This window comes from Rothia kristinae, from assembly GCF_016028855.1.
Lineage (GTDB): Bacteria > Actinomycetota > Actinomycetes > Actinomycetales > Micrococcaceae > Rothia > Rothia kristinae.
The window spans coordinates 2,354,785-2,377,741 of sequence record NZ_CP065738.1; the positions used below are offsets into that span (position 1 = coordinate 2,354,785).

21 protein-coding genes are annotated in these 22,957 nt (G+C 73.8%); 10 read left to right on the forward strand and 11 right to left on the reverse strand.

Features of this window, described 5'->3' with window-relative positions:
• Positions 1 to 83 precede the first annotated feature (83 nt).
• From I6G21_RS10430 to I6G21_RS10450, 5 genes are all read left to right on the forward strand, one after another.
• Entirely contained in the window at positions 84 to 1,607 is a 1,524-nt protein-coding gene (locus tag I6G21_RS10430; RefSeq protein ID WP_260008890.1) for a malate:quinone oxidoreductase, read from the forward strand.
• A gap of 108 nt (positions 1,608 to 1,715) precedes the next feature.
• Positions 1,716 to 2,798 carry a YihY/virulence factor BrkB family protein gene (locus I6G21_RS10435; protein ID WP_058730596.1) on the forward strand — a complete coding sequence of 361 codons (1,083 nt, stop codon included), beginning with the start codon at positions 1,716 to 1,718 and terminating at the stop codon, positions 2,796 to 2,798.
• Between the two features lies 1 nt (position 2,799).
• Positions 2,800 to 3,690: an alpha/beta hydrolase family protein gene (locus I6G21_RS10440; protein WP_129357455.1), complete on the forward strand. Its 891-nt coding sequence runs from the start codon at positions 2,800 to 2,802 to the stop codon at positions 3,688 to 3,690.
• 90 nt (positions 3,691 to 3,780) lie between these two features.
• Positions 3,781 to 4,887 (forward strand): S-(hydroxymethyl)mycothiol dehydrogenase, encoded by a 1,107-nt coding sequence (locus I6G21_RS10445; RefSeq protein ID WP_061224998.1) that lies wholly within the window; start codon positions 3,781 to 3,783, stop codon positions 4,885 to 4,887.
• A complete protein-coding gene (locus I6G21_RS10450; RefSeq protein ID WP_061224999.1) occupies positions 4,884 to 5,534 on the forward strand; it encodes an MBL fold metallo-hydrolase in 651 nt (216 codons plus the stop codon). The genes I6G21_RS10445 and I6G21_RS10450 overlap by 4 nt, the downstream gene beginning before the upstream one ends.
• Before the next feature lie 132 nt (positions 5,535 to 5,666).
• Here the strand turns inward: I6G21_RS10450 and I6G21_RS10455 are convergent, their stop codons facing one another.
• From I6G21_RS10455 to I6G21_RS10465, 3 genes are read right to left on the reverse strand one after another with little or no spacing between them, the layout of a single operon-like run.
• Entirely contained in the window at positions 5,667 to 7,016 is a 1,350-nt protein-coding gene (locus I6G21_RS10455) for an MFS transporter (protein ID WP_129357454.1), read from the reverse strand.
• Positions 7,013 to 10,462, reverse strand: coding sequence for an AAA family ATPase (locus I6G21_RS10460; RefSeq protein ID WP_129357453.1), 3,450 nt, complete (start codon positions 10,460 to 10,462; stop codon positions 7,013 to 7,015). Before I6G21_RS10460 ends, I6G21_RS10455 begins: the two co-directional genes overlap by 4 nt.
• On the reverse strand, positions 10,459 to 11,625 hold the full coding sequence (locus I6G21_RS10465) for a metallophosphoesterase family protein (RefSeq protein WP_081046077.1): 1,167 nt from the start codon (positions 11,623 to 11,625) through the stop codon (positions 10,459 to 10,461). The genes I6G21_RS10460 and I6G21_RS10465 overlap by 4 nt, the downstream gene beginning before the upstream one ends.
• A gap of 39 nt (positions 11,626 to 11,664) precedes the next feature.
• Between I6G21_RS10465 and I6G21_RS10470 the strand changes: the two genes are divergently transcribed.
• Positions 11,665 to 12,783, forward strand: a complete 1,119-nt coding sequence (locus I6G21_RS10470; protein ID WP_058743444.1) for an ADP-ribosylglycohydrolase family protein — start codon at positions 11,665 to 11,667, stop codon at positions 12,781 to 12,783.
• Between the two features lie 16 nt (positions 12,784 to 12,799).
• On the opposite strand, the gene I6G21_RS10475 is transcribed toward I6G21_RS10470, so the two are convergent.
• The 7 genes from I6G21_RS10475 to clpS form a co-directional block, all read right to left on the reverse strand.
• Positions 12,800 to 13,648, reverse strand: coding sequence for a phosphotransferase (locus I6G21_RS10475; protein ID WP_061225004.1), 849 nt, complete (start codon positions 13,646 to 13,648; stop codon positions 12,800 to 12,802).
• Between the two features lie 15 nt (positions 13,649 to 13,663).
• The gene (rdgB, locus tag I6G21_RS10480) at positions 13,664 to 14,314 is read right to left on the reverse strand and encodes an RdgB/HAM1 family non-canonical purine NTP pyrophosphatase (protein ID WP_064725648.1); all 651 of its coding nucleotides are present in this window, start codon (positions 14,312 to 14,314) and stop codon (positions 13,664 to 13,666) included.
• Positions 14,307 to 15,068 carry a ribonuclease PH gene (gene rph / locus I6G21_RS10485; RefSeq protein ID WP_075514412.1) on the reverse strand — a complete coding sequence of 254 codons (762 nt, stop codon included), beginning with the start codon at positions 15,066 to 15,068 and terminating at the stop codon, positions 14,307 to 14,309. Before rph ends, rdgB begins: the two co-directional genes overlap by 8 nt.
• Positions 15,069 to 15,126: 58 nt before the next feature.
• Positions 15,127 to 15,921, reverse strand: a complete 795-nt coding sequence (locus I6G21_RS10490; protein ID WP_129357452.1) for an MBL fold metallo-hydrolase — start codon at positions 15,919 to 15,921, stop codon at positions 15,127 to 15,129.
• The gene (murI, locus tag I6G21_RS10495; RefSeq protein ID WP_129357451.1) at positions 15,912 to 16,994 is read right to left on the reverse strand and encodes a glutamate racemase; all 1,083 of its coding nucleotides are present in this window, start codon (positions 16,992 to 16,994) and stop codon (positions 15,912 to 15,914) included. The genes I6G21_RS10490 and murI overlap by 10 nt, the downstream gene beginning before the upstream one ends.
• A 100-nt stretch (positions 16,995 to 17,094) precedes the next feature.
• Positions 17,095 to 17,646: a DUF2017 domain-containing protein gene (locus tag I6G21_RS10500; protein ID WP_064725645.1), complete on the reverse strand. Its 552-nt coding sequence runs from the start codon at positions 17,644 to 17,646 to the stop codon at positions 17,095 to 17,097.
• Between the two features lies 1 nt (position 17,647).
• The gene (gene clpS / locus I6G21_RS10505; protein ID WP_064725644.1) at positions 17,648 to 17,989 is read right to left on the reverse strand and encodes an ATP-dependent Clp protease adapter ClpS; all 342 of its coding nucleotides are present in this window, start codon (positions 17,987 to 17,989) and stop codon (positions 17,648 to 17,650) included.
• A gap of 212 nt (positions 17,990 to 18,201) precedes the next feature.
• On the opposite strand from clpS, the gene I6G21_RS10510 reads away from it, so the two are divergent.
• The 4 genes from I6G21_RS10510 (at position 18,202) to I6G21_RS10525 (ending at position 21,052) form a co-directional block, all read left to right on the forward strand.
• On the forward strand, positions 18,202 to 19,485 hold the full coding sequence (locus I6G21_RS10510) for a nicotinate phosphoribosyltransferase (RefSeq protein ID WP_100463164.1): 1,284 nt from the start codon (positions 18,202 to 18,204) through the stop codon (positions 19,483 to 19,485).
• A 97-nt stretch (positions 19,486 to 19,582) separates the two neighbouring features.
• Positions 19,583 to 20,218, forward strand: a complete 636-nt coding sequence (locus tag I6G21_RS10515; RefSeq protein WP_129357450.1) for an isochorismatase family protein — start codon at positions 19,583 to 19,585, stop codon at positions 20,216 to 20,218.
• A 79-nt stretch (positions 20,219 to 20,297) separates the two neighbouring features.
• Positions 20,298 to 20,699, forward strand: a complete 402-nt coding sequence (locus I6G21_RS10520; protein ID WP_058730921.1) for a TetR/AcrR family transcriptional regulator — start codon at positions 20,298 to 20,300, stop codon at positions 20,697 to 20,699.
• On the forward strand, positions 20,696 to 21,052 hold the full coding sequence (locus I6G21_RS10525) for a hypothetical protein (protein WP_058730920.1): 357 nt from the start codon (positions 20,696 to 20,698) through the stop codon (positions 21,050 to 21,052). The genes I6G21_RS10520 and I6G21_RS10525 overlap by 4 nt, the downstream gene beginning before the upstream one ends.
• A 72-nt stretch (positions 21,053 to 21,124) precedes the next feature.
• Here the strand turns inward: I6G21_RS10525 and I6G21_RS10530 are convergent, their stop codons facing one another.
• On the reverse strand, positions 21,125 to 22,918 hold the full coding sequence (locus I6G21_RS10530; RefSeq protein WP_058730919.1) for a DEAD/DEAH box helicase: 1,794 nt from the start codon (positions 22,916 to 22,918) through the stop codon (positions 21,125 to 21,127).
• Positions 22,919 to 22,957 lie beyond the last annotated feature (39 nt).

A 22,957-nucleotide genomic window follows, 5' to 3' on the forward strand; every position in this document is an offset into this window, starting at 1 on the left:
TCCCGGAGGCTTGAGCGGTGCGCCCCGCGCATCGCGCGTCCGCCCCGCGGACGGCCCGCAGGCGCGGTCGCCGTCGGCCCCGCCTGCCGCACCGTCGAGCACAGGAGAACAGGACTGCCGTGACCAAGACCCTGAAGACCGACGTCGCCCTGGTGGGCGGCGGAATCATGAGCGCGACCCTCGGGGTCCTGCTCCAGGAGCTCGAGCCGGACTGGGACATCACCCTGTTCGAGCGGCTGGACAAGGTCGGTGCGGAGAGCTCCAACCCGTGGAACAACGCCGGCACCGGGCACTCGGCCCTGTGCGAGCTGAACTACGCCCCGCTCGGGGCCGACGGCACGGTGGACCCGGCCAAGGCCCTGAACATCAACGAGCAGTTCCAGCTCAGCCGCCAGTTCTGGGCCACCCTGGTGGAGGAGGGCAAGCTCGCCGACGCCGGCTTCATCAACCCGGTGCCGCACATGTCCCTGGTCTTCGGGGACGCCCACAGCGACTACCTGAAGAAGCGCTGGGAGGCCCTGCACCCGCAGACCCTGTTCTCCTCGATGCGCTTCACCGAGGACCGCGACCAGATCCAGCAGTGGGCGCCGCTGACGGTGCGCGGACGCGACGCCTCCCAGCGCATCGCCGCCAACTGGTCCCCCGAGGGCACGGACGTGGACTTCGGCAACCTGACCCGCCAGCTCACCGAGCGCCTGACCGGGCAGGGCGCCTCCGTGCGCTACGGCCACCAGGTGCAGGACCTGCGCCAGGAGTCCGACGGCTCCTGGTCCCTGCGGGTGCGCAACCTGCTGGACTCCGATGACGACCTGCTGGTGCGGGCGAAGTTCGTCTTCCTCGGCGCCGGCGGCTACGCGCTGCCGCTGCTGCAGAAGTCCGGGATCCCCGAGGGCCGCGGCTTCGGCGGCTTCCCGGTCTCCGGGCTGTTCCTGCGCAACACCAACGAGGACACCGCCTCCCAGCACGACGCGAAGGTCTACGGCCAGGCCTCCGTCGGGGCCCCGCCCATGTCCGTGCCGCACCTGGACACCCGGTGGGTCGACGGCAAGCGGTCGCTGCTGTTCGGGCCCTATGCCGGATTCAAGACCAACTTCCTCAAGCACGGCTCCCTGCTGGACCTGTTCCGCTCGGTGCGCGCGGACAACGTCTACCCGATGGCCCGCGCCGGGCTGGACAACCTGGATCTCGTCAAGTACCTGCTCAGCGAGCTGGTCAAGACCCGCTCCTCCAAGATCGCCTCCCTGCGGGAGTACTACCCGGAGGCAGACGCGGATGAGTGGGAGCTGATCGAGGCCGGCCAGCGCGTGCAGGTCATGCGCAAGGACGCGAAGAAGGGCGGGGTGCTGCAGTTCGGCACCGAGCTGATTACCCATGGGGACGGCTCGATCGCGGCCCTGCTGGGCGCCTCCCCCGGCGCCTCCACGGCCGTGCCGATCATGCTCAACCTCATCAAGAAGTGCTTCCCGCAGCGCATCGACGCCTGGTCCTCGCGGCTGAGCGAGCTGGTGCCCACCTACGGTCACCGTCTCAACGACGACGCCCGACTGGCCGAGGAGACGATGTCGCGCACCGCGAAGGTCCTCGGCATCCACCACGAGACCCGCTGACAGAGCCCCGCTGCCCCGCGAGCCGATGCCGCCCGAGTCGTTCGGGCGGCATCGGCCCCGGCGACCACCCTGCGCGGTCCCCGCGCCGACCCCCGACTGGAGCCACCGGTGAACCTGCCCGAACAGACCATCGCCAAAGCCGAGATCGACGAGGAGCAGTCCTCCTCGCCGCATCGGCACAAGACCCGCAAGGTCACCAGCATCTCCAAGCCCGGCTGGGGCTACATCCTCAAGCGGACGCTGAACTCCTTCACCTCCAAGGGCTGCACGGACCTCGCGGCGACCCTGACCTACTTCACGGTGCTCTCGGTGTTCCCGGGGCTGCTGGCCGTCGTGTCCCTGCTGGGCGTGTTCGGCCAGGGTGAGCAGACCACCGAGACGATCCTGGACCTGATCCAGCCGTACGCCCCCAGTCAGCTGATGGACCTCATCGAGCAGCCCATCCGCCAGCTCACGGAGGGCAACGGCGCCGGCCTGGCCCTGATCACCGGTATCGTCGGCGCCCTGTGGACCGCCTCAGGGTACACCGGCGCTTTCGGTCGTGCCCTGAACCGGATCTACGGCGTCGTGGAGGGCCGGCCGATCTGGAAGCTGCGCCCCTGGAACCTGCTGGTGACCTTCACGATGGTCATCCTCGTGGTGCTGACCATGCTCACCGTGCTGCTCTCCGGCGGGGTCATCGAATTCTTCTCCGACCACCTGGGCATCGGCGACCAGATCACCCAGATCTGGAACTGGGTGCGCTGGCTGATCACCCTCGTGCTGGTCGTGGCCCTGATCGCGCTGCTGTACTACGCGACCCCCAACATCAAGCAGCCCAAGCTGCGCTGGATCAGTCCCGGCGCCGCCATCGCGCTGGTCATGATGGGGGTGGCCGGGGCGGCCTTCGGGTTCTACGTCTCCAACTTCTCCAACTACAACGCCACCTACGGCACCCTCGGTGGCGTGATCGTCATGCTGCTGCTGATCTGGATCATGAACAACGTCCTGCTGCTCGGGGCGGTGCTGGACTCCGAGCTGGAGCGGGCCCGCCAGCTGGAATCCGGCATCCGGGCCGAGGAGGACATCCAGCTGCCCCCGCGCGGCATCCGCCAGGCGGAGAAGATGCGCGACGCCCACGCCGATCTGGTCAAGCAGGGCCGGCAGCTGCGCCTGGACAACGACCACCTGGACTACTCCGAACAGGACTGAGGTGACCGGCCTGCGCTGGAGCCTGCACCGGGCCCGCCCCGCAGCCCCTTCCGGGGCGGCGGGGCGGGCCCTCTCGCCTGCCCAGCCGCCGGTGCTGCTGGTGCACGGGCTGGCGGTGACTGCCGCGCAGTGCTGGGTGCGCACGGGGTGGACCCGTATCCTGGCCCACCGGGACCTGGTGCTCATCCAGCTGCCCGGACACGGGGATCCCGCCCCCGCGGCCGGGGCCAGCGCTTCCGGTGAGATCCCCCTGGAGGAGGCCGACGGGGTGCCGGGGCTGCTGGCGGCCCTCCTGGAGGCCGGAGCCGAGGCCTGCGAGAGCCTCGGGGCGCCGGTGCTGCTGGACGGGCTGGGCTACTCCCTCGGTGCCCGGCTGCTGTGGCAGCTGGCCCGGGAGGAGCCGGAAGCCCTCCGCCGCCTGGTCCTGGGCGGGCTGCCCGCCCGCGATCTGCTGGCCGAGCTTCCCCCGGCGCGGACAGGCGGCCCCTCCCCCGCACCCGACCCCGGCACCGGTCCACGAGAGTCTGCGGGCCTCCTCGGGCCCACCGAATCGGGAGTCCTTCCGGGCCCGCGGGACCCGGATCCCGCACTGGCCGAGCTGGGCGGGGTCCTGGCCCGCTCCACGATCCCCCGCGATCGCATCGCCGCGCTGCTGCCGCTGGTCACCCACCCGCGGTTCGTCCCCGCCCCGGGACCAGGCCAGCCGCTCCTGCTGGCGGCCGGCGCGAATGACGCCATCGCCGGGCCCGACCTGGCGCGGCTGGCGGCGCTGGCACCGCGCTGCACCGCCCTGCCCCTGCCGCAGCGCACCCACGCCGACGCCCTGACCAGCGGAATCTTCCGCCGGGTCGGCGCGGCCCATCTGGGCGCGGCAGCGGCTTCTCGTGATTGACTGGTCATGGACCGCCGCCGTGCGCGCCCGCCGAGAGGCCGGGTCGATCGGGTGCGCGCACGAGGCCACCCCAACCGTTGAGGAGGAACCATGCAGCAGGTCAAGGCCGTCATCGTGCGGGAGAAGGACGCTCCCGCCGAGCTGACCACCATCACCGTCCCGGATCCGGGCCCGGGTGAGGCCCTCGTCAAGGTCCTCACCTGCGGGGTCTGCCAGACCGACATGCACTACCAGAAGGGCGGGGTCGGGGACGACTTCCCCTACCTGCTGGGCCACGAGGCCTCCGGGATCGTCGAGGCCGTGGGCGAGGACGTCACCGGCGTCGCCGTCGGCGACCACGTGATCCTCAACTGGCGGGCCGTGTGCGGCCAGTGCCGCGCCTGCCGCCGCGGGGAGCCCTGGTACTGCTTCGACACGCACAACGCGCACCAGAAGATGACCCTGCAGGACGGCACCGAGCTGGAGCCGGCCCTGGGGATCGGCGCCTTCGCGGAGAAGACCCTCGTGGCCGCCGGCCAGTGCACCAAGATCGAAGGGGACATGGACCGGGACCAGTACGCCGCCGTCGGGCTACTGGGCTGCGGCATCACCGCCGGGATCGGGGCGGCGCTGAACACCGGGGCCGTGCGCCGCGGCGAATCCGTGGCCGTGATCGGCTGCGGCGGGGTCGGGGTGGCGGCCGTGGCGGGTGCCGCCCTGGCCGGGGCCACCACGATCATCGCGGTCGACGTGGACGGACAGAAGCTGGCCGCCGCCGAGCGCCTGGGCGCCACCCACACCGTGGACTCCTCCGAGCGCGACGCCGTGGAGGCGATCCGCGAGCTGACCGGCGGGCACGGCGCCGACGTCGTCATCGACGCCGTCGGGGTGGCCGAGACCTTCCGCCAGGCCTTCGAGGCCCGGGACCTGGCCGGTCGCCTGGTCCTGGTCGGCGTGCCGAACCCGGGCACCGAGCTCACCCTGGACCTGGCCGACGTCTTCTCCCACGGCGGTTCCGTGCGCCCCGCCTGGTACGGGGACTGCCTGCCCACCCGGGACTTCCCGATGCTCGTGGACCAGTACCGCCTGGGCCGGCTGGACCTGGATGCGTTCGTCACCGAGCGCACGGACCTGGAGCACATCAACGAGGCCTTCCAGAAGATGGCCGACGGGGCCGTGCTGCGCTCCGTGGTGGACCTGCCGGGAGGTGGCGCGTGAGCACCCGCATCGAGAACACCGTCACCGCGGGCACCTTCTCCCTGGACGGGGGGACCTGGGAGGTGGAGAACAACGTCTGGGTGATCGGCGATGACGAGCGCTGCGTGGTCATCGACCCGGCGCACGACCTGGAGGCCGTCGCCGGGCTGGTCGGGGATCGGGAGGTCACCGCGATCCTGCTGACCCACGCCCACGACGACCACGCCGGACTGGCTCCGGAGGCCTCCCTGCGCTTCGGCGCGCCGGTGCTGCTGCACCCGGAGGACCGCCCGCTGTGGCTGCTGGCCAACCCGGACACGGACGTGCAGCCGCAGCCGCTGTCCGAGGGGCAGCGGATCCCCGCCGGCGGGGCCACCCTGACCGTGCTGCACACCCCGGGCCACTCCCCCGGCTCCGTGTGCTTCCTGAGCGAGGACCTGTCCTGGGAGGGCTCCTCCCCGGTGGTGTTCTCCGGGGACACCCTGTTCCAGGGCGGACCCGGGGCCACGGGCCGCTCCTTCAGCGACTTCCCGACGATCATCGACTCGATCACGGAGAAGCTGCTGAGCCTGGACCCGGGCACCGCGGTGCTCACCGGTCACGGGGAGACGACGACGATCGGGGCGGAGGCCCCGCACCGACAGGAGTGGATCGACCGCGGCCACTGAGCCGGTCCTGCACCGCACGGGGCCGCCCCGCGGCGAGATCGGGCCGGAGCATCCCTCCCAGCTGAGGGGGGGGCGCTCCGGCCCGCTCCGCGTCCTGGGCCAGCGTGCTCGGCCTGTCTCGACCCGCTGGGGTCACCGTCCGTCGCGGCGGGCGAGGTGCCGGGCCAGGCGCGCGTCGGTCTCCCGGCGCTCGAAGCGCTGGCGCCACAGGTACCCGTACAGGTGGGCCAGCAGCAGGTAGGCCCCGGCGGAGAGCACCGGGAGCATCAGCGCGGAGTTGTAGCCCAGGGAGTCCCCCAGCACCGCGCCCCAGGCCAGCCCCAGGGCGTTGCCGGCCAGCAGCGAGGCCAGCGCCGAAGTGAGCACGAGGTCCAGGCAGCGCACCGGGGCGATGGACATCACCACGGAGTCGGTGACGATCAGGGCGACCCCGACCACCGCCCCCTCCACGACCAGGCTCAGCGCCAGCGTGGCGTCCCCGGTGGGCATGGACACCGGCATCCCCACGAGGGTCAGCAGACACGCCCACAGCAGCCACGCCCCCCAGGTGTTGGTCCGGGCCCGCAGCCCGACGACGATGACCGCCGAGACCAGGCTGGATCCGCCGAGCACGGCGTAGAGCAGCCCCACGTACTGCACGGCGTCGAAGTTCATGGTGTAGCTGACCAGCGAGGACTGCATGGATCCGAGCAGCAGCCCCAGGGCGCCCATGCCCACCACCGGCAGCCACATCAGCGAGCGCCTGGCGGCGTCCTCGGCGGCCGCCTCCGGCTCCGGCGGCGGGCTGGTGGGGCCGAGGGCGTGGCGCAGCCGGAAGAACGCGAAGGCCAGCACTCCGACGACGTTGACCGGCACGACCATGAGCAGCCCCGTGTGCGGGCCGCCGATGACGCAGCTGAGCCCGGTCACCGCGGCCCCGAGCAGCAGGGCCAGCACGTCCGCGACGGATTCGAAGGCGAGGGAGGAGTTCAGCAGGCTGCGATCGGCCAGGCGCTGGGATTCCCCCGCCCAGCGGATCCGGGCCAGGGCCGCCACGGGAGCGCAGGTGGCCCCGGTGACCGCGCACGCGGCCAGCAGCAGCCCGATGCCGATCTCCGGGTGACGCTGGACCCGGTCGGCCTCGTGGATCAGCCACAGCAGCGCGGCCGTGTTGGCCACCGAGCAGAACAGCAGCACCACCCGCTGACCCACGCGCCGGGCGAGCATCCCGTACAGCGGGACCGAGACGGCCAGCGCCAGGGCCACCGCCCCGGCGGCGTATCCGGCCAGCAGCACCTGCCGGGTCCAGGAGGCGATCATCACCAGCGTGCCCAGCGGCAGCATCGCCACCGGCAGGCGAGCGAAGACGGTCACCCCCAGGTAGCCCAGCCCGACCAGGCGCGCCAGGACGCGCAGCCGGGCCCAGGCCGTACCGGCCCGGGCGGCCGGGGGGATGCGGAAGGACCCGGTGGACCCGGGTGCCGTGGCGGGTGGGGTTCTCATCCTGCGTCGCTTTCGATCAGGGATCCGGCCGGGGTGCGCCGGACGCGCAGGTGCTGCGGGATCCGGGCGCGCAGGTCCGCGACGTGGCTGATCAGCCCGATGACCCGCCCGTTCTCGCGCAGTCCGTCGATCGCGTCCATGACGTCCTCCAGCGTATCCTCGTCCAGGCTGCCGAAGCCCTCGTCGACGAACAGGGTGTCGATCTGCACCCCGCCGGCCCGGGCCTGCACGACGTCGGCCAGGCCCAGGGCCAGGCACAGCGAGGCCATGAAGGACTCCCCTCCGGACAGGGAGCTGGTCGGGCGGGCCACGGAGGACCAGGCGTCGAAGACCTCCAGGCCCAGCCCGGAGCGGCGCCCGTGCCCGGCCGCGGCGTCGGAGTGGCGCAGGGTGTAGCGCCCCGAGCTCATCTGCTGCAGCCGCAGGCTCGCGGCCTCGGCGATCTCCTCGAGCTGGGCGGCCAGCACGTAGGTGGTCAGGGACATCCGCTGCAGGTTCTCGGCCCCGTTGCCGGCGGCCACCTCCGCGAGGTCCCCGATGCGCCGGGCCCGCTCGGCCCGCCGCCCGGAGCGTCGGGCCCAGTCCTCCCAGCGGACGGCCAGCTCCCGCAGATCGGCCAGCAGCTGCTGGGCCCGCTCCCGGGTGAGCAGGACCCGCTCGTGCTCCTCCTGGGCGGCGGCCTCGCGCCGGGCGGCCTGCTCGACCAGCTCGCCGCGCCGCTGCGGGTCGGTGATCGAGCCCGCATCCAGCCCCTCGGCCTCGGCCCGCTGCGCCTCCTCCAGCAGCCTGCGATGGGCCGGGGCCTGCCAGGCCTCCTCCAGCCGGGCCCGCTCCTGCTCCTCGGCGGCCACGGTCCGGCGCAGCTGTCCGCGCCGCTGCGGATCCAGGGACCGCGCCAGCGCCTCGGGGACATCGGCGAAGCCGGCCTCCCGCGCGGCCTGCGCGCCCGCGCGGGCAGACCGGGTTCGACGCCGTGCGGTGCGGGAGCGGGCTTCCAGACCGCCGAGCACCCGCTCGAGCAGCCGCTCCAAGTCCTCCGCGGCGGCCAGTCGGGTGCGCAGCGTCGAGGAGTCGAGCAGGTCCCGGGGGTCGCCGCCGCGCCGGGCCCGAGCGGAGCGGGCCCGCTCCCGAGCCTGGGCGCCGCGGGTCTGCAGGTCGCGGTGCTCCAGCTCCTGTCCCCGCAGGCGCTCGCGCAGCCGGTCCAGCTCCTGCGCCAGGCGCTGGGCCCGGCCCCGGTGCTGCTCGGCCCGCCGCTCGGCCTGCTCGGCCGCGCGCACCCGCGCTGCCGCCGCGTCGAGGCCCTCCTGCGCCTGCTCGGGGGTGGGCGGGGTGCCCTCGGCGTCCAGGGCCTCGAGGGCGGCGTCGACCCGGGCCAGCGCCTCGAGGATCCGCTGGGCCTCGGCCAGGGCGGCGTCGCGGCGCCGCCGGGCCTCCTGCAGAGCCCTGGGACTCAGATCCGGGGGCGCGGCCTGCCCGCTGCCGTCCCCCGCTCCCCGGTCGAGGCCCGCCTCGGTCTGCCCCGGCGCGGAATCGGCGCCGCCGGGGACAGACCCGGGCATGGCTCCGGCATGCGGGTCGGGATGCTCCCGGCTGCCGCAGACGGGGCACGGACGCCCCGGGACGAGGTCCTCGGCCAGGGTCGCCGCGGCATCGCGCAGGCGCGCGCTCTGCAGGCGCTCGTAGCGCTCCAGGGTCTCGGTGCGCTCGTGTTCGGCCCGTTCGTGGCGTTCGGCCAGCTCCCGCCGCTGCTCCAGGTGACGGATCCGCTCGGCGCTGCGCCGTCGAGCCCGGGTGGCCTCCTGCTCCTCCTGCCGGGCCGGCGCAGCATCTGCGGCGAGGTGCTCCTGGGCGGCGACGGCCTCGGCCTCCCGCTGCGCGGCGGCCTGGGTCCGGTCGATCTCCTCCCGGGTGGCCCCGACAGCTTCCTGCGCACGGCGGATCCGCTCCACCAGCCCGCGGGCCTGCTCCTCGGCCGCGGCCTGCTCCTCGGCGGCGCGCAGCTCGGCCTCCAGGGCTCGACGCCGCTCCCGCAGCCGCACCCGGTAGGGATGCTCCCCCTGAGCGGAGGCCTCCTGCCCCTCGGCTGTAACCGCATCCGAACCGGCCTGCGCGCCCTCGGGCGCGTTCTCGACCTCGGCCGCGTGCTCGCCGTCGGAGGCGAGACCGGAGGCGGCATCGTCCTCAGCATCCGGGTCGGCGTCGGGCTCGGCCCCGACCTGCTCCCAGAACCGCTCGTCCAGGGCCTGCTCCCGCGCATCCGGCGCGACGGCGTGCGGTCCGGACTGGCGCAGCCTGCGGGCCCGGCGGGTCAGGTCGGTGAGCTCCTGCTGGATCTGGTGCAGCTCCTCCTCTGCGGCGCGGCGCTGATCCTCGGCCGCGCGCACGGGCTCGGCCCGCTCGGCCGCGGCCAGGCGCTCGGTGCGCTGGCGGTGCTCGGCCTCCCGGGCGCGCAGGTCCTCTGCCCGCCGCTGCAGGACGGCGTGCTCCCGGGCGGCCTCCAGCGCGTCGCGCTGCCGGGCCGTCTCCTCCCGATGCCGGGTCCAGGCCGCGCGCGCGGAGCCGAGGGCCTCCTCCAGACCGGCTGCGGCCTCGGCCAGACGCCGCTGGGCCCGGTGGATCCGGCGGGCCGGCTCCTGCTCCCCCGAGTCCTCCTGTTCCCCCGGTTCTTCTCGTTCCTCCGGCGCCTCAGGCTCGGTTGTCTGCCGTCCGGGCGCGCCGAGCGCACCGGGGTGATCGCCGTGCTCCGGGGTCAGGAGGCCGCGCTCCCGCTCCTGCAGCCGAGCGAACTCGGCCAGCAGGTGCTCACGCTGCCGGGCTGCATCGGCCAGCTCCTCCCGGGCGGCCCGCGCCTGCTCCTGCAGCACCCGCTGCGTTTCCGCGTACAGGTCCGTTGGGAACAGCCGCCGCAGCAGCTCCTCGCGGTCCGAGGAGGAGGCCTGCAGGAACTGGGCGAAGCGACCCTGCGGGAGCATGACCACCTGGGCGAACTGCTGACGGGTCAGGCCGATGGCCTGGGCCAGGTGCTCACCGGCCTCATCCATCCGGGTGGAGACCACCTCCCACTCGGCCTCCGGATCCGCCTCGGGACGCCGGCGCACCAGCACCGTGGCGTGCTGCTCGACGTAGCCGGCCTTCGCCCGGGTCGAGGGCCGGTTCCAGGCGGGGCTGCGCTGCACGAGGTAGCGGTGCTCTCCGATGCTCACCTCCACCTCCACCGAGGGCTTGGCCGCGGCCTCGGCGAAATGCGATTTCAGGCCCTTGGCGTTCTCCGGGACGGTGGTCGTGCCGTACAGGGCGAAGGTGAGCGCCTCGAACACCGTGGATTTGCCGGCGCCCGTGGGCCCGGTGAGCAGGAAGAGCCCGGCCTCGTTCAGCGGCTCGAAGTCGATCTCCTGGGCCTGCCGGTACGGGCCGAAGGCCTCCAGTCGCAGCCGGTGGATCCTCATGCCCGCTTCCCTTCCGTCGCGTCCGTCGCCTCCGCCTCGTGCGCCTGCTCGTCCCGGGCCCGGTCCAGGGCCCCCTCCACCAGCCGCCGCTCCGGCTCATCCAGGGGGCGGCGGCGGACCTGCTCGTAGAACTCCGCGCACACCTGCTCCGGGGTGCGGGCCCGGGCCAGGCGCTGGGCGTAGAAGCCGGCCGGGCGGGTGCGCAGACCGTCGAAGAGCAGCTCCACGGTGTGCGGGAAGCGGGTGCGCAGCCGCTCCATCGGATGCGCCGGCCGCTCGGCGTCGGTCAGGGTGATCTGGCACATCCGCTCCCGGGCCCAGTCCAGCTCCGGGTCCTCCAGCAGCTCCTCCAGGCGCCCCCGCAGCCGGGCCAGCGGCACCTGGTGCTCCCAGGCCCCCGGGGTCGCCTCGATCCCGCCCTCCGTGCGCTCCAGCATCCAGTAGCCCTTGACCTGGTCCGTCTCGGAGAAGGAGAAGCGCAGGGGCGAGCCGCTGTAGCGCACCGTCGGCGTGATCTGCTGGCGCCCGTGCAGATGCCCCAGGGCGGCGTAGTCCAGGCCCCGGAACACCGACGCCGGCACGGCCCCGAGGCTGCCCGATTCGATGGCCCGCTCCGAATCCGTCGGCTCGGCCCCCACCGCGAAGCAGTGCGCCATGACGATGCCGCGCACCCCCGGGCGCCGGGCCAGATCCGCCCGGATGCGCTCGGCCACCGCCTCCAGCACCGCCGCGTGCGTGGGCTGCACCCCCAGGCTGGGGCCCGCGGCCCGCGGGTCCAGGTAGGGGATGCCGTACACCGCGGTGGACTCGTCCAGCAGCACCGGCCGCGCGGCGTCGGCCAGGCGGGTGCGCAGGTGCACCCCCGCCCCTTCCAGGATGGTGTCCCCGAAGCCCAGGCGGGCCGCGGAGTCGTGGTTGCCGGAGGTCAGCACCACCGTGGTGCCCTGGGCGTTGAGCTCGCCCAGCAGCCGGGAGAGCAGCTGGATGACCTCGGTGCGCGGGGAGGCCTGATCGTAGACGTCCCCCGCGATCAGCACCGCATCCACCTGCTGCCGGGCGCAGACCCGCACCAGCTCGGCGCAGATGGCCTCCTGATCCGCCTGGAGGGAGCGGCCGTGGAAGCTGCGCCCCAGGTGCAGGTCCGAGGTGTGCAGGATCTTCATGGCTCCAACGTAACCCGGGCGACTGACAGAATGAGCACCATGGATTCCCTGCCCATCCCCTTCCCCGACGCCGCCGAGTACCCCGCACTGGTGCGCGCGGCGCTGCGCGCGCAGGCCCGGGCCCGCCCCGAGCTGCTGGGCGCGCTGGCCGCCGGCATCGAGGGGCTGCGCGAAGCCCTGGACTGGTCCGCGCAGGGGGTCGGCGCGGACGAGACGGCGTGCGTGTGGCTGGGCGATCTGCGGTGGGCCCGGGCGCTGGGTCTGAACCCCGAGGAGGCCGCCCCGATGCCGCCGAGGGCGTGGTGGGAGCCCGAGGCCGCCCGCCTGGCCCCCGCGGACTTCGCCGAGCGGCACCCGCTGCTGGCCCGGGCCCTGTGCGCCGGTAACATGCCGTATCCGGCGCGCACCCCCTTCACCGAGCTGGCCGATGACGCCTTCCTCCCCCGCCTGGCAGTGCTCCCCCTGCACCCGCGCGAGGGCCTGGAGCAGCTGGGCCAGCTGGCCGTGAACCTCACCGCCCTGACCCACGGTCACCCGGAGGCCCTGGCCGCAGGCCTGGTGATCGTGCTGCATCGGCGGGCCCTGCTCGGGCTGGACGCCGAGGCCGTCGGGGATGCCGGGAACGGCGCGGACCCGCGGCGTCGTGCTCCGGCGCAGCTGCGGGAGCGGGCCCGGCGCCGCGTGCTCGAGCTGCTCAGCCCTCGGGATCCGGGCGGATCCGCTCCGTCCGCCGGGCTGCTCGCCTCCTACGGGGCCACCGGCGCCACCCGCTCCGGTCTGGCCCGCGTCCTGGCGGCGGCACCGCTGAGCGCGGCCGTCCTGGCCGATCCCGACGCCGCGGGGACCGCGCAGGGGCGGGGCGGGGATCAGGTGCCCGGGTGCGTGCGGGCCCTGGCCCGCGAGCTCACCGGAGCGGGCATCGCGCGACCGGAAGCGGACGCGGCGGACGGCGGGGCCGCGGCCGACTCCGAGGCCCGGTCCGAGGCGGATTCCGACGAGGCCTCCGAGACGTCACAGTCGCCGATGGCGCGGGCCGGGCTGGCGCCGACATATCCCTCGGCCGAGCAGCTGGCCGATCGGCTGGCCGATCGGCTGGCCGAACGCTGGGTCGAGACCGCGCGGCGGTGGTGGGGGGTCTGGGGCGCCTCGGGAGGGTGACCGGCCGCCCTGCCCCTCAGGCCTCCGCTTCGATCCAGCGGTCGGCCCGCTCCACGGCCTGACGCAGGGTCGCGCCACCGTAGCCGTGGATCATCGCATACCCCACGGCCTGCAGGGGCATCAGCCGCTGCAGCACGCGGCCGCGCTCGGCCCAGTCGCGTCCCACCACACGGGTCACCGCCTCCCAGCCGAACCAGTTCCCGGCCGCGGCGATGTCCCAGCCGGGATCCCCGACGCTGGCATGATCCCAGTCGATGACCCCCGAGATGCGCTCCCGGTTCCACAGGATGTTGTGCCCGGCGAAGTCGGAGTGGATGAACCGGGGGGTCACCGGGTCCAGGGCCAGGGCATCGTCCAGCAGGCGCTCGGCGCGCTCCCGGTTGCCGTGCAGCAGCTGGGGGATGATCCGCTCTCGGACGGTGCGCGGCCAGTGCGAGCCGCCCCAGTGGGACTGGGAGGGTTCGAGCATCGCGGACAGGGGCGCGGGGTCGATCGCGTCGATCGCGCGCAGCGCCCGGCCCAGGGCCCGCGCCGGGGCGGGGCCCACCTCGCGGGGCCGCCCGGGCACCCAGGTCAGCCCGACGGCGACGTGCCCGCCGCGTTCCAGCACCCGGGTCAGGGGGCGGGGCACCTCGAAGGGCAGGTCCGCAGGCAGGGCGCGCAGCAGGTCGGTGCGGCGCTGGACCTGCCGGCCCACCAGGTGGTTCTTCGCCACCCGCACGCTGACCCGCTGACCCGCGTTGACCACCAGGTGCGCGGACCCGTTGGAGTGCACGTCCCATTCGGTGGGCGCGCACCGGACCCCGGCCTGGTCGAGGACCGCCTGGATGAGGGGTCGGAAGCGCATCAGCGCGAACGGGGACATGCGGGCCACGGCGGGCTAGACCTTCTCTCCGCCGGCCCCGTCCAGCAGGGCGGCGATGTGCGGAATCAGCGCGGTGAAGGCCCGGGCGCGGTGGCTGATCGCGTTCTTCAGCTCCGGCGGGATCTCGGCGCAGCTGGCCCCCTCCCACGCGGCGGGAAGCTCCTCGGGCACGAGGATCGGGTCGTAGCCGAAGCCGTGCTCCCCGCGTGGCTCGGTGAGCAGCCGCCCGGTAAGGCGCCCGGTCTGCACGACCTCGGTGTCCGGGCCGACCAGGCTCGCGGCGCACTCGAAGGCGGCACCCCGATGCGGATCGGGGATGTCGGACAGCTGAGCCAGCAGCAGGCGCAGGTTGGCCGCATCGTCGCCGTGGCGCCCGGACCAGCGGGCGGAGAAGATCCCCGGCGCCCCGTGCAGCACGGCCACGGACAGCCCCGAGTCATCCGCGATGGCCGGCAGGCCGGTGGCCTCATAGACGGCGCGGGCCTTGAGCAGGGAGTTCTCGGCGAAGGTCGTGCCGGTCTCGGGCACGTCCGGGACGCCGAGGGAGCCGGCGTCGACCACCTCCGCGTCCACCTCCAGGCCCGGCACGGCATCGCGCAGGATCTCGCGCAGCTCCCGCAGCTTGCCGGAGTTGTGGGTGGCCAGGATCAGCCGCGGCTCACTCATGGGCACCGGCCAGCGTCTGCGACTGGATCCTGGACAGCTCGGCCGTGCCGATCAGGGCCAGGTCCAGCAGGCTGTCCAGCTCAGCCCGGTCGAAGGGCGCGCCCTCGGCGGTGCCCTGAACCTCCACGAAGCTGCCGGAGCCGGTGACCACCACGTTCATGTCCGTCTCGGCCCGCACGTCCTCGGTGTAGGGCAGATCCAGCATGGGCACCCCGTCGATGATGCCCACGGACACCGCGGCCACGGAGTCGGTCAGGGGCTGGGCGCCCCGGGGCAGGATCTTCTCCCGGCGCGCCCAGTCCAGGGCGTCGGCCAGGGCGACGTAGGCCCCGGTGATCGCGGCGGTGCGGGTGCCGCCGTCGGCCTGCAGGACGTCGCAGTCCAGGACCACGGTGTTCTCCCCGAGGGCCTTCAGGTCGATGATCGCGCGCAGGGAGCGCCCGATCAGCCGGGAGATCTCGTGCGTGCGTCCGCCGATCTTGCCTTTCACGGATTCGCGGGCGGAGCGGGTCGAGGTGGCCCGCGGCAGCATCGCGTACTCGGCGGTGACCCAGCCGCGGCCCTCGCCCTTGAGCCACCGGGGCACGCCCTCGGTCAGGGAGGCGGTGCACAGCACTCGGGTGTCCCCGCACTCGATGAGGGCCGAGCCCTCGGCGTTGCGGGACCACCCGCGGGTGATGGAGATCGGACGCAGCTGGTCGACGGCGCGCCCGTCCGCGCGCGTGAGGGTCTGGGGGGACTCGGTGCTCGTCATGTCCCTCACTGTACCCGGGCCGCCCCCGGCCGCGCCCCGCAGGAGCCCGGGGCGCGGCTCAGCGGGGCGGGATCGCGTAGGTGCGGGAATCCTCGGCCACGCAGATCGGCCCGGCGTAGGTGCGGGAGGCCTCGGCGCGGGCCACCTCCGGGTCGTTCCACACCGGCAGGTGGGTGAGCATCAGGTGTCCGACATCGGCCTCGGCGGCCACCCGCCCGGCCCGCACCCCGGTCAGGTGCACCCCGCGGATCGCGTCGTCGCGCCCCTCCTGGAAGGCGGCCTCGCACAGGAAGAAATCCGCCTCCCGGGCGGCCTCGACCAGCCCGGGGCACGCGTCCGAGTCCCCCGAGTAGGCCAGGACGCTGCGGCGCCCGGCCAGCTCGTGGGTCACCCGGATCGCGTAGGGCTCGGGGGCCGGATGCAGCACGGGGAAGGCACGCACCGTGAACGGCCCCAGGCGCACCGGCTCCCCGGGGGCCCAGGGGTGGAAGCCGAAGGAGCCGGTGAGCCCGGGCTCCAGGCCGATCCCGTGGGTGCGGGCCAGGTACGGGTGGGTGTCCGCCGGTCCCCACAGCGGAATCGGCGGCCCGGGCCAGCCGCGCGGATCCCAGCGCACCGCGATGTGCAGGCCGGCCAGGTCGATGCAGTGATCGGGGTGCAGGTGGGAGATGAAGATCCCGTCGATCTGCGGCAGGCTCAGGTGCCGCTGGATCGCCCCGAGCCCCCCGCTGCCCAGGTCCAGCAGGATGCGCCAGGTGCGCCCGGCCTCATCCTCGCCGCTGACCAGATAGCACGAGGCCGCGGAGTCGGGTCCGGCGAAGGAGCCGCTGCACCCGATGATGGTCAGCTCCATGCCCGTCCCTCCTGCGCCCCAGACTCGGCGTCCGGTTCCGGGGCCCCCGCGGAGCGGGGCCCGGGATCCGTCCCCGCGGCTCCGGCGACCTCGGCCGCTGCACCCGATGTCGCGGCCACGGCGCTCAGGTCCACGCTGGCGGTGCGGATCATCTCCGGGGTGACCACCGCCAGGGAGCCGGTGGGGTAGGACTCGGCGATGCTCGCTGAGTGGCGCACCCCGAGGACCTCGGGGCCCAGGAAGCGCCGGGCCAGGGCCTGGAAGCGCTCGGGGTCCCCGGTGGCCACGAATTCGTGGCGCGGGGCGGGGGCGTCGGCCGGGCGCTGCAGGTCCTGGGCCATCAGCGCCCGGAACAGGTCCTTGGCGGTCTCCTCGGAGGAGGTCACCAGCGTGACCTCCTCCCCCAGGACGTAGGAGATGACGCCCGTGAGCAGGGGGTAGTGGGTGCAACCCAGCACGACGGTGTCCACCCCAGCCTCCTGCAGCGGGGCCAGGTGGGTGCGCACGGCCTCCAGGAGCTCGGGCCCTGAGGTGATGCCGCGCTCCACGAACTCCACGAACTCCGGGCAGGCCTCGGAGACGATCCGCAGCTGCGGGGCCGCGGCGAAGGTGTCCTCGTAGGCGCGGGAGGAGACCGTGGCCACCGTGCCCAGCACGCCGACGACGTCGTTGCGGGTCGCGGCCACGGCCCGGCGCACGGCCGGCTGGATCACCTCGACCACGGGTATCCCGTAGTGGCGGGTGTAGCGCTCGCGGGCGTCGCGCAGCACCGCGGAGGAGGCGGTGTTGCAGGCGATGACCAGGGCCTTGACCCCGGAGTCCACGAGGTCGTCCATGATGCGCAGGGCGTTGGCGCGCACCTGGGCGATGCTCAGCGGTCCGTAGGGGCCGTGGGCCGTGTCCCCGACGTAGAGGATCTGCTCGTGGGGCAGCTGGTCCATGATGGCCCGGGCCACGGTCAGTCCGCCGACGCCGGAGTCGAAGACCCCGATCGGGGCCCTGGGGGTGGGACGGGCGGGGGCGGCGCTGCCCCAGGCGGTCACGGCATCGGTCTGGTCGGGAAGCGAGTTCATGATGCCTTCGAGGATAGCCGCTGCGCGAGCAGGCCCCGGCACGAGCTCGACCACGTGGCCGGGGCGACGAGAGACCGACCACAGGGGGAAGGTCCGGGGATCACAGTCGCTGGAGCATGGCCTCCATCAGGGAGTCCTGCAGCCAGGAGACGAACTGGTACACCAGGGACATGTAGGACTCCACGTCCGTGGCCTGGTTCCAGTCGGTGTAGCCGGCCACGCGCTCGGCGTCCTGCTCGTCGCGGATCCCCAGGCGCGCGGCCAGGACCAGGCGCACGTCGTTCAGGGCCGCGGCGAAGGCCCGGGCGTGCTCGTCGTCCAGCTGCAGCTTCGGGGCCTCGCAGTCCATCGCGGCCATCCGCAGGCGCCCGATCTTCTCCTCGCGGATGCCGCGCTCGGTGAAGCGGCGGAATTCCGCGGCCTCGCCCTCATCGGCCGCGGCCTGCGGCAGCAGGCGGGCCAGGGCCGGATCCTCCGGCGCCTCGGCGTCCTCGGTGATCCCGAGCATCGCGGCCAGCGGGTCCTGATCCGGATCCTGCCGCGGCTCCAGGGTGGTCACGACGTCGCCGAACAGCTTGATCAGCAGCTCCCGCTCGGGCTGCTCCAGGTGCCCGGTGATGCCGCGCCGCCCGGCGCGGAAGGGACGAGCCATCTCACTCACCGTCCTTCTCGAAGGTGGCCCACAGCCCGTAGCCGTGCATCGCGGCGGTGTGCCGCTCGGCCTCCTCGCGGCTGCCGGTGAACACGACGGCGCGCCCGTCCTCGTGCACCTGCAGCATCAGCCGGTGGGCCTGCGCCTGGGAATGCCCGAAGTGGGTGCGGAACACCCAGGTCACGTAGCTCATGAGGTTCACGGGGTCGTTCCATACGAGCACCCGCCACGGGGTCTGCTCCTGGGGGCGCTCGAGCAGCCCGAGCCCGCCCTCCGGGGTGGTCTCGGGGGCCGTGGGGCCGGTGACGGCGGTGCGGGTCGGTTGGGTGCGCTGCTGGGCCATGACCCACCCGAGTCTACCCGGCACGCGGGTCCCGGGGCGGGGCGGGTTCGCCGTCGGCGTCGCACCGGGTGGCGGCGCAGCGCTGGCCAGCTCGGGTGCGGGGAGCCCAGCGGAGGGCGCCGCAGTCCTTGGCCGGGCCGGGCGCGGTGGCTACAGTGGGAGGCGTGATCGAGACTACTCCCGCCCTGCTCACGGATCACTATGAGCTGACGATGATCGAAGCGGCCCTGCGGGCCGGAACCCACGAGCGCCGCAGCGTGTTCGAGACCTTCACCCGCCGCCTGCCGGCCGGACGCCGCTACGGGGTGCTGGCCGGGACCGGTCGGTTCCTGGAGGAGCTGGCGGACTTCCGCTTCACCCCGGAGCAGCTGGATTTCCTGGGCCGCACCCGGGTGGTCGGGGATGCGACCCTCGAGTACCTGGCGGACTTCCGCTTCACCGGCTCGGTGCGCGGCTACGCCGAGGGCGAGGCGTTCTTCCCCCACTCCCCCGTGCTGCAGGTGGAGGGCACCTTCGCGGAGGCCTGCGTCCTGGAGACCCTGATCCTCTCGATCCTCAACTACGACTCGGCCGTCGCCTCCGCGGCCTCGCGCATGGTCGGGGCGGCCGCGGGTCGGCCCTGCCTGGAGATGGGCTCGCGCCGGGCCCACGAGGCCGCCGCCGTCTCGGCGGCCCGCGCCGCGGTGGTGGCGGGATTCGCCGGGACCTCCAACCTGGAGGCGGGGATGCGCTACGGGATCCACACCATCGGCACCTCCGCGCACGCCTTCACCCTGCTGCACGACGACGAGCGCGCGGCCTTCGCGGCCCAGCTGGCGGCCCAGGGCGCGGGCACCACGCTGCTGGTGGACACCTACGACGTCGAGGCCGCGGTGCGCACCGCGGTGGAGCTGGCCGGTCCGCAGCTGGGCGCGGTGCGCCTGGACTCCGGGGACCTGGGCGCCCAGGCGGTGTGGGTGCGCGCCCTGCTGGATGAGCTCGGCGCGAAGGACACGAAGATCACCGTGACCTCGGATCTGGACGAGTACGCGATCGCCGGGCTGCGCTCCGCGCCCGTGGATTCCTACGGGGTGGGCACCCGGCTGGTCACCGGCTCCGGGGCGCCGACCACCTCCATGGTCTACAAGCTCGTGGCCCGGGAGGGCGCTTCCGGGCAGCTGGAGCCAGTGGCCAAGCGCTCGGCCGGCAAGGGCTCCACCGGCGGTCGCAAGCACGCCGTGCGCCAGCTGGGCGCGGACGGCCGGGCCGTCGCGGAGGTGGTGGCCTCCAGCGAGCAGGCCCTGGATCGGGCCCGGGGAGACCTCCCCGAGGGTGTGCGGACGCGGGAGCTGATGACGGACCTGGTGCGCGAGGGTGAGATCCTGCCCGGGGCGACCGGGGCCGAGGGGCTGAAGGCCGCCGCCGCGCGCCACGCCGCCTCCTGGACCGAGCTGCCCGCGGCCTCCCGACGGCTGTCCGAGGGGGAGCCGGCCATCCCCACGCAGCTGCTGTCCTGACTCTGCGGGGAGGCACCGCCTATCCTGGTGCCGAACCGGATACCGCAGGTGCGCGGCGCCGCGCCGCGCACCTGGACCATCGCTCCTGGAGGATTCCATGACCCGAGCCCTGATCATCGTGGACGTGCAGAACGACTTCTGCCCCGGCGGCAGCCTCGCCACCGAGCGGGGCGCGGAGGTCGCCGGCGGCATCTCCGAGTACCTGCTGACCCACGGCCCCCTCTACGACGCCGTCGTCGGCACCCAGGACTGGCACGTGGATCCGGGCGAGCACTTCTCCGAGACCCCGGACTACCGAACCTCCTGGCCGGTGCACTGCGTGGCCCACTCCCGCGGCGCGGCCGTGCACGAGGACCTGGAGACCGACGCCGTGGATGCCTGGTTCCGCAAGGGCGCCTACGAGGCCGCATACTCGGGCTTCGAGGGCCTGCTGGTCCCGGAGGAGGCGGTGGCCACCGGCGAGCGGGAGCCCGGCGCGCAGACCGAGGATACGGTCAACGTGTCCCTGGACGACTGGCTGCAGGAGCAGGAGATCGACGCGGTGGACGTGGTCGGCATCGCCACCGACCACTGCGTGCGAGCCACCGCCCTGGATGCGGTGGGCGCCGGGTACGACACGCGGGTGCTGCTGGATCTGACGGCGCCGGTGGCCCAGGAGACCGCCGAGGAGGCGGTCGCGGCCCTCCAGGAGGCCGGGGCCGAGGTCATCGACTCCTCGGAGATCCGCCGGTAACGGACCCTTCTCTGCCCCTCTCGGATCCGGGGTCGCCCCGATTATAGACGAGTCGTTCTAGAACGTTTAGTATGGAACCATGGCGAGGCCCCGGGGATTCGACGAGCAGGAGGTGCTGCGGCAGGCGACGGCGCTGTTCGGGCACGAGGGATTCGACGCCGTCTCCGTGGACCGGCTGACCTCGGTCCTCGGACTCAGCCGCGCGAGCTTCTACAAGATCCACGGCTCGAAGCACGGACTGATGCGCGCCGCGCTCGAGCAGGTCTGCGACCGAGCCCGGGCGGGTGAGGTCACCCACGACGCCCAGGATCTCGTCCTGGTTGCCCTGTTGGAGCTGGCTCCGCACCACGACGGCCTGCGCGCCCTGACCGAACGCGCCGTCGGACTGTGCTTCGACGACGATCCCCGCCGCCTCGGCGAGCGCCTGCTGATCCGCGCCCGCCGCACCCCACCGCACCGAGAGGAAGGCGACCGAGCATGAGCAACGCCATCGAGCTGACCGAACGCGAGCTGATCATCACCCCGCGGGGCCTGGACAAACTCTGGTCCTTCACCCGGCGGGTGGCCGTGCCCTGGGCCCACGTGCGCGGGGCCACCCACGACCCCGGGATGCGCGATGAGCCGAAGGGGTGGCGCGGGCCCGGGCTGCGCGTAGGCGGCAAGCTCAGCGGCACCTTCCACCGCGACGGCCAGCGGCACTTCCTGAACGTGCGCGGCTACGAAGACGCCGTGGTCATCGAGCTGACCGACGAGCCGATCCAGCGGATCATCGTCTCCCTCGCCGATCCCGCCGCGCAGGTCGCCCGGATCAACGCCCGCGCCGCGGCCGCTTGATCCGCCGCCGACGGGCGCCGGATCCATCGGCTCCCACCCGTCTCGAGCGCCGCCGGGGCTGCGGGCCGGGGCCTACCGGCGCCCCACGAACCAGTTCTGCAGCTTGTCGATCCGGGCCTGGATCTGCTCGGCGGTGGCCTGGGCCACCGGCGGGCCGCCGCACTCCCGGCGCAGCGCGTTGTGCACCGAGCCGTGCGGCTGCCCGGTGCGCGCGGCCCAGGCGGAGACGTTCTTCGCCAGCTTGTTCCGCAGCTCCTTGAGCCGCCGGTGATCCGGCACCGCCGGGGACTGCCGCGGCGGCTGAGCCGGTGCCCCCGCCCGGGAGCCGCGCTGGCGCTCCTGCAGCAGCGTGCCCACCTGCTCGGCGTCCAGCAGCCCCGGGATCCCCAGGAAGTCCTGGTCCTCCGCGCCGATCTCGAAGCCCTGGTAGTCCTGCCCGTCGTAGAGCACCCCGTGGAAGGCCGCCTGGGAGCCGATCGCCTCGAACCTGCCCGCGGCCAGAGCCGAGCTGGCCTTCTCCTCGCGGTTGGCCTCCTCCAGGGCCTCATCGTCCAGACCCTCGTCGGCGGCGATGATCGCCTCCTCGTCGGGCCGGGTGCCCAGGTCCAGGGCGTGGTCCCGCTCGGCCTCCATCTCCTGGGCCAGGGCCATCAGCAGCGGCACCGAGGGCAGGAACACCGAGGCCGTCTCCCCGCGACGCCGGGCCCGCACGAAGCGCCCGATGGCCTGGGCGAAGAACAGCGGGGTCGAGGTGGAGGTCGCGTACACGCCCACGGCCAGGCGCGGGACGTCCACCCCCTCGGAGACCATGCGCACCGCGACCATCCAGCGCTCCTGCTCGGAGGCGGAGAAGCGGTCGATCCGCCCGGAGGCGGTCTTGTCATCGGAGAGGATCAGGGCCGGCTTCTGCCCGGTGATCCTCTCCAGCCGCGCGGCGTAGGCGCGGGCGTCCTCGTGGTTGGAGGCGATCACCAGCCCGCCGGCATCGGGCACGGTGCGGCGCACCTCCGAGAGCCGCTGGTCCGCGGCCTGCAGGACCGCCGGGATCCACTGGCCCCGCGGGTCCAGGGCGGTGCGCCAGGCCTGGGCGGTGATGTCCTTGGTGAACCCCTCCCCCAGCTCGGCGGCCATCTCCTCGCCCTCGGCGGTGCGCCAGCGCATCTGCCCGGAGTAGGCCATGAAGATCACGGGGCGCACCACGTGGTCCTTCAGGGCGGGCCCGTACCCGTAGGAGTAGTCCGCCTGCGAGCGCAGCAGCCCCTCCTGGTCCTGCTCGTAGCGCACGAAGGGGATCTGGGAGGAGTCCGAGCGGAAGGGGGTGCCGGTCAGGGCCAGGCGCCGCTGCGCGGGCTCGAAGGCCTCGCGCAGCCCGTCCCCCCAGGACAGGGCGTCCCCGGCGTGGTGGATCTCGTCGAGGATCACCAGGGTGCGGGCGTTCTCGGTGCGGGCCCGGTGCAGCAGGGGCTTGTTGGCCACCTGCGCGTAGGTCAGGGCCACCCCGGAGAAGCCGCGGGCGTGGTGCCCGTCGGCGTTCTTGAAGTTCGGGTCGATCGCGATGCCCACGCGCGCGGCGGCGTCGGCCCACTGGGACTTCAGGTGATCCGTGGGGGCGACGACGGTCAGCCGGGACACGGTGCCCCGGTCCATCAGCTCCTTGGCCACCCGCAGGGCGAAGGTGGTCTTGCCGGCCCCCGGGGTGGCCACGGCCATGAAGTCCCGGGGCTGCTCGGCGAAGTACTTCTCCAGGGCCTCCTGCTGCCAGGCGCGCAGCTTGGGGGCGGTGCCCCACGCGGCCCGGTCCGGGTAGGCCGGCGGCAGGTCCGCTCCGGCGGCGAACAGGGACGGCTGCTCCGGATCGTCGGTCACTGCGGGGTCATCACTCCTGGTCGGGCCTCGGTCGGTCGG

Excerpts from the sequence above, each read along its gene's own strand:
- I6G21_RS10470 (WP_058743444.1), top strand. The coding sequence starts at position 11,665 with ATGGATTCCCTGCCCATCCCCTTCCCCGACGCCGCCGAGTACCCCGCA.
- I6G21_RS10500 (WP_064725645.1), bottom strand. The coding sequence starts at position 17,646 with ATGGCTCGTCCCTTCCGCGCCGGGCGGCGCGGCATCACCGGGCACCTG.
- I6G21_RS10455 (WP_129357454.1), bottom strand. The coding sequence starts at position 7,016 with ATGAGAACCCCACCCGCCACGGCACCCGGGTCCACCGGGTCCTTCCGC.
- I6G21_RS10520 (WP_058730921.1), top strand. The coding sequence starts at position 20,298 with ATGGCGAGGCCCCGGGGATTCGACGAGCAGGAGGTGCTGCGGCAGGCG.
- I6G21_RS10515 (WP_129357450.1), top strand. The coding sequence starts at position 19,583 with ATGACCCGAGCCCTGATCATCGTGGACGTGCAGAACGACTTCTGCCCC.
- rph (WP_075514412.1), bottom strand. The coding sequence starts at position 15,068 with ATGACGAGCACCGAGTCCCCCCAGACCCTCACGCGCGCGGACGGGCGC.
- murI (WP_129357451.1), bottom strand. The coding sequence starts at position 16,994 with ATGAACTCGCTTCCCGACCAGACCGATGCCGTGACCGCCTGGGGCAGC.
- rdgB (WP_064725648.1), bottom strand. The coding sequence starts at position 14,314 with ATGAGTGAGCCGCGGCTGATCCTGGCCACCCACAACTCCGGCAAGCTG.
- I6G21_RS10525 (WP_058730920.1), top strand. The coding sequence starts at position 20,696 with ATGAGCAACGCCATCGAGCTGACCGAACGCGAGCTGATCATCACCCCG.
- I6G21_RS10465 (WP_081046077.1), bottom strand. The coding sequence starts at position 11,625 with ATGAAGATCCTGCACACCTCGGACCTGCACCTGGGGCGCAGCTTCCAC.
- I6G21_RS10510 (WP_100463164.1), top strand. The coding sequence starts at position 18,202 with ATGATCGAAGCGGCCCTGCGGGCCGGAACCCACGAGCGCCGCAGCGTG.
- clpS (WP_064725644.1), bottom strand. The coding sequence starts at position 17,989 with ATGGCCCAGCAGCGCACCCAACCGACCCGCACCGCCGTCACCGGCCCC.
- I6G21_RS10460 (WP_129357453.1), bottom strand. The coding sequence starts at position 10,462 with ATGAGGATCCACCGGCTGCGACTGGAGGCCTTCGGCCCGTACCGGCAG.
- I6G21_RS10475 (WP_061225004.1), bottom strand. The coding sequence starts at position 13,648 with ATGTCCCCGTTCGCGCTGATGCGCTTCCGACCCCTCATCCAGGCGGTC.
- I6G21_RS10445 (WP_061224998.1), top strand. The coding sequence starts at position 3,781 with ATGCAGCAGGTCAAGGCCGTCATCGTGCGGGAGAAGGACGCTCCCGCC.
- I6G21_RS10490 (WP_129357452.1), bottom strand. The coding sequence starts at position 15,921 with ATGGAGCTGACCATCATCGGGTGCAGCGGCTCCTTCGCCGGACCCGAC.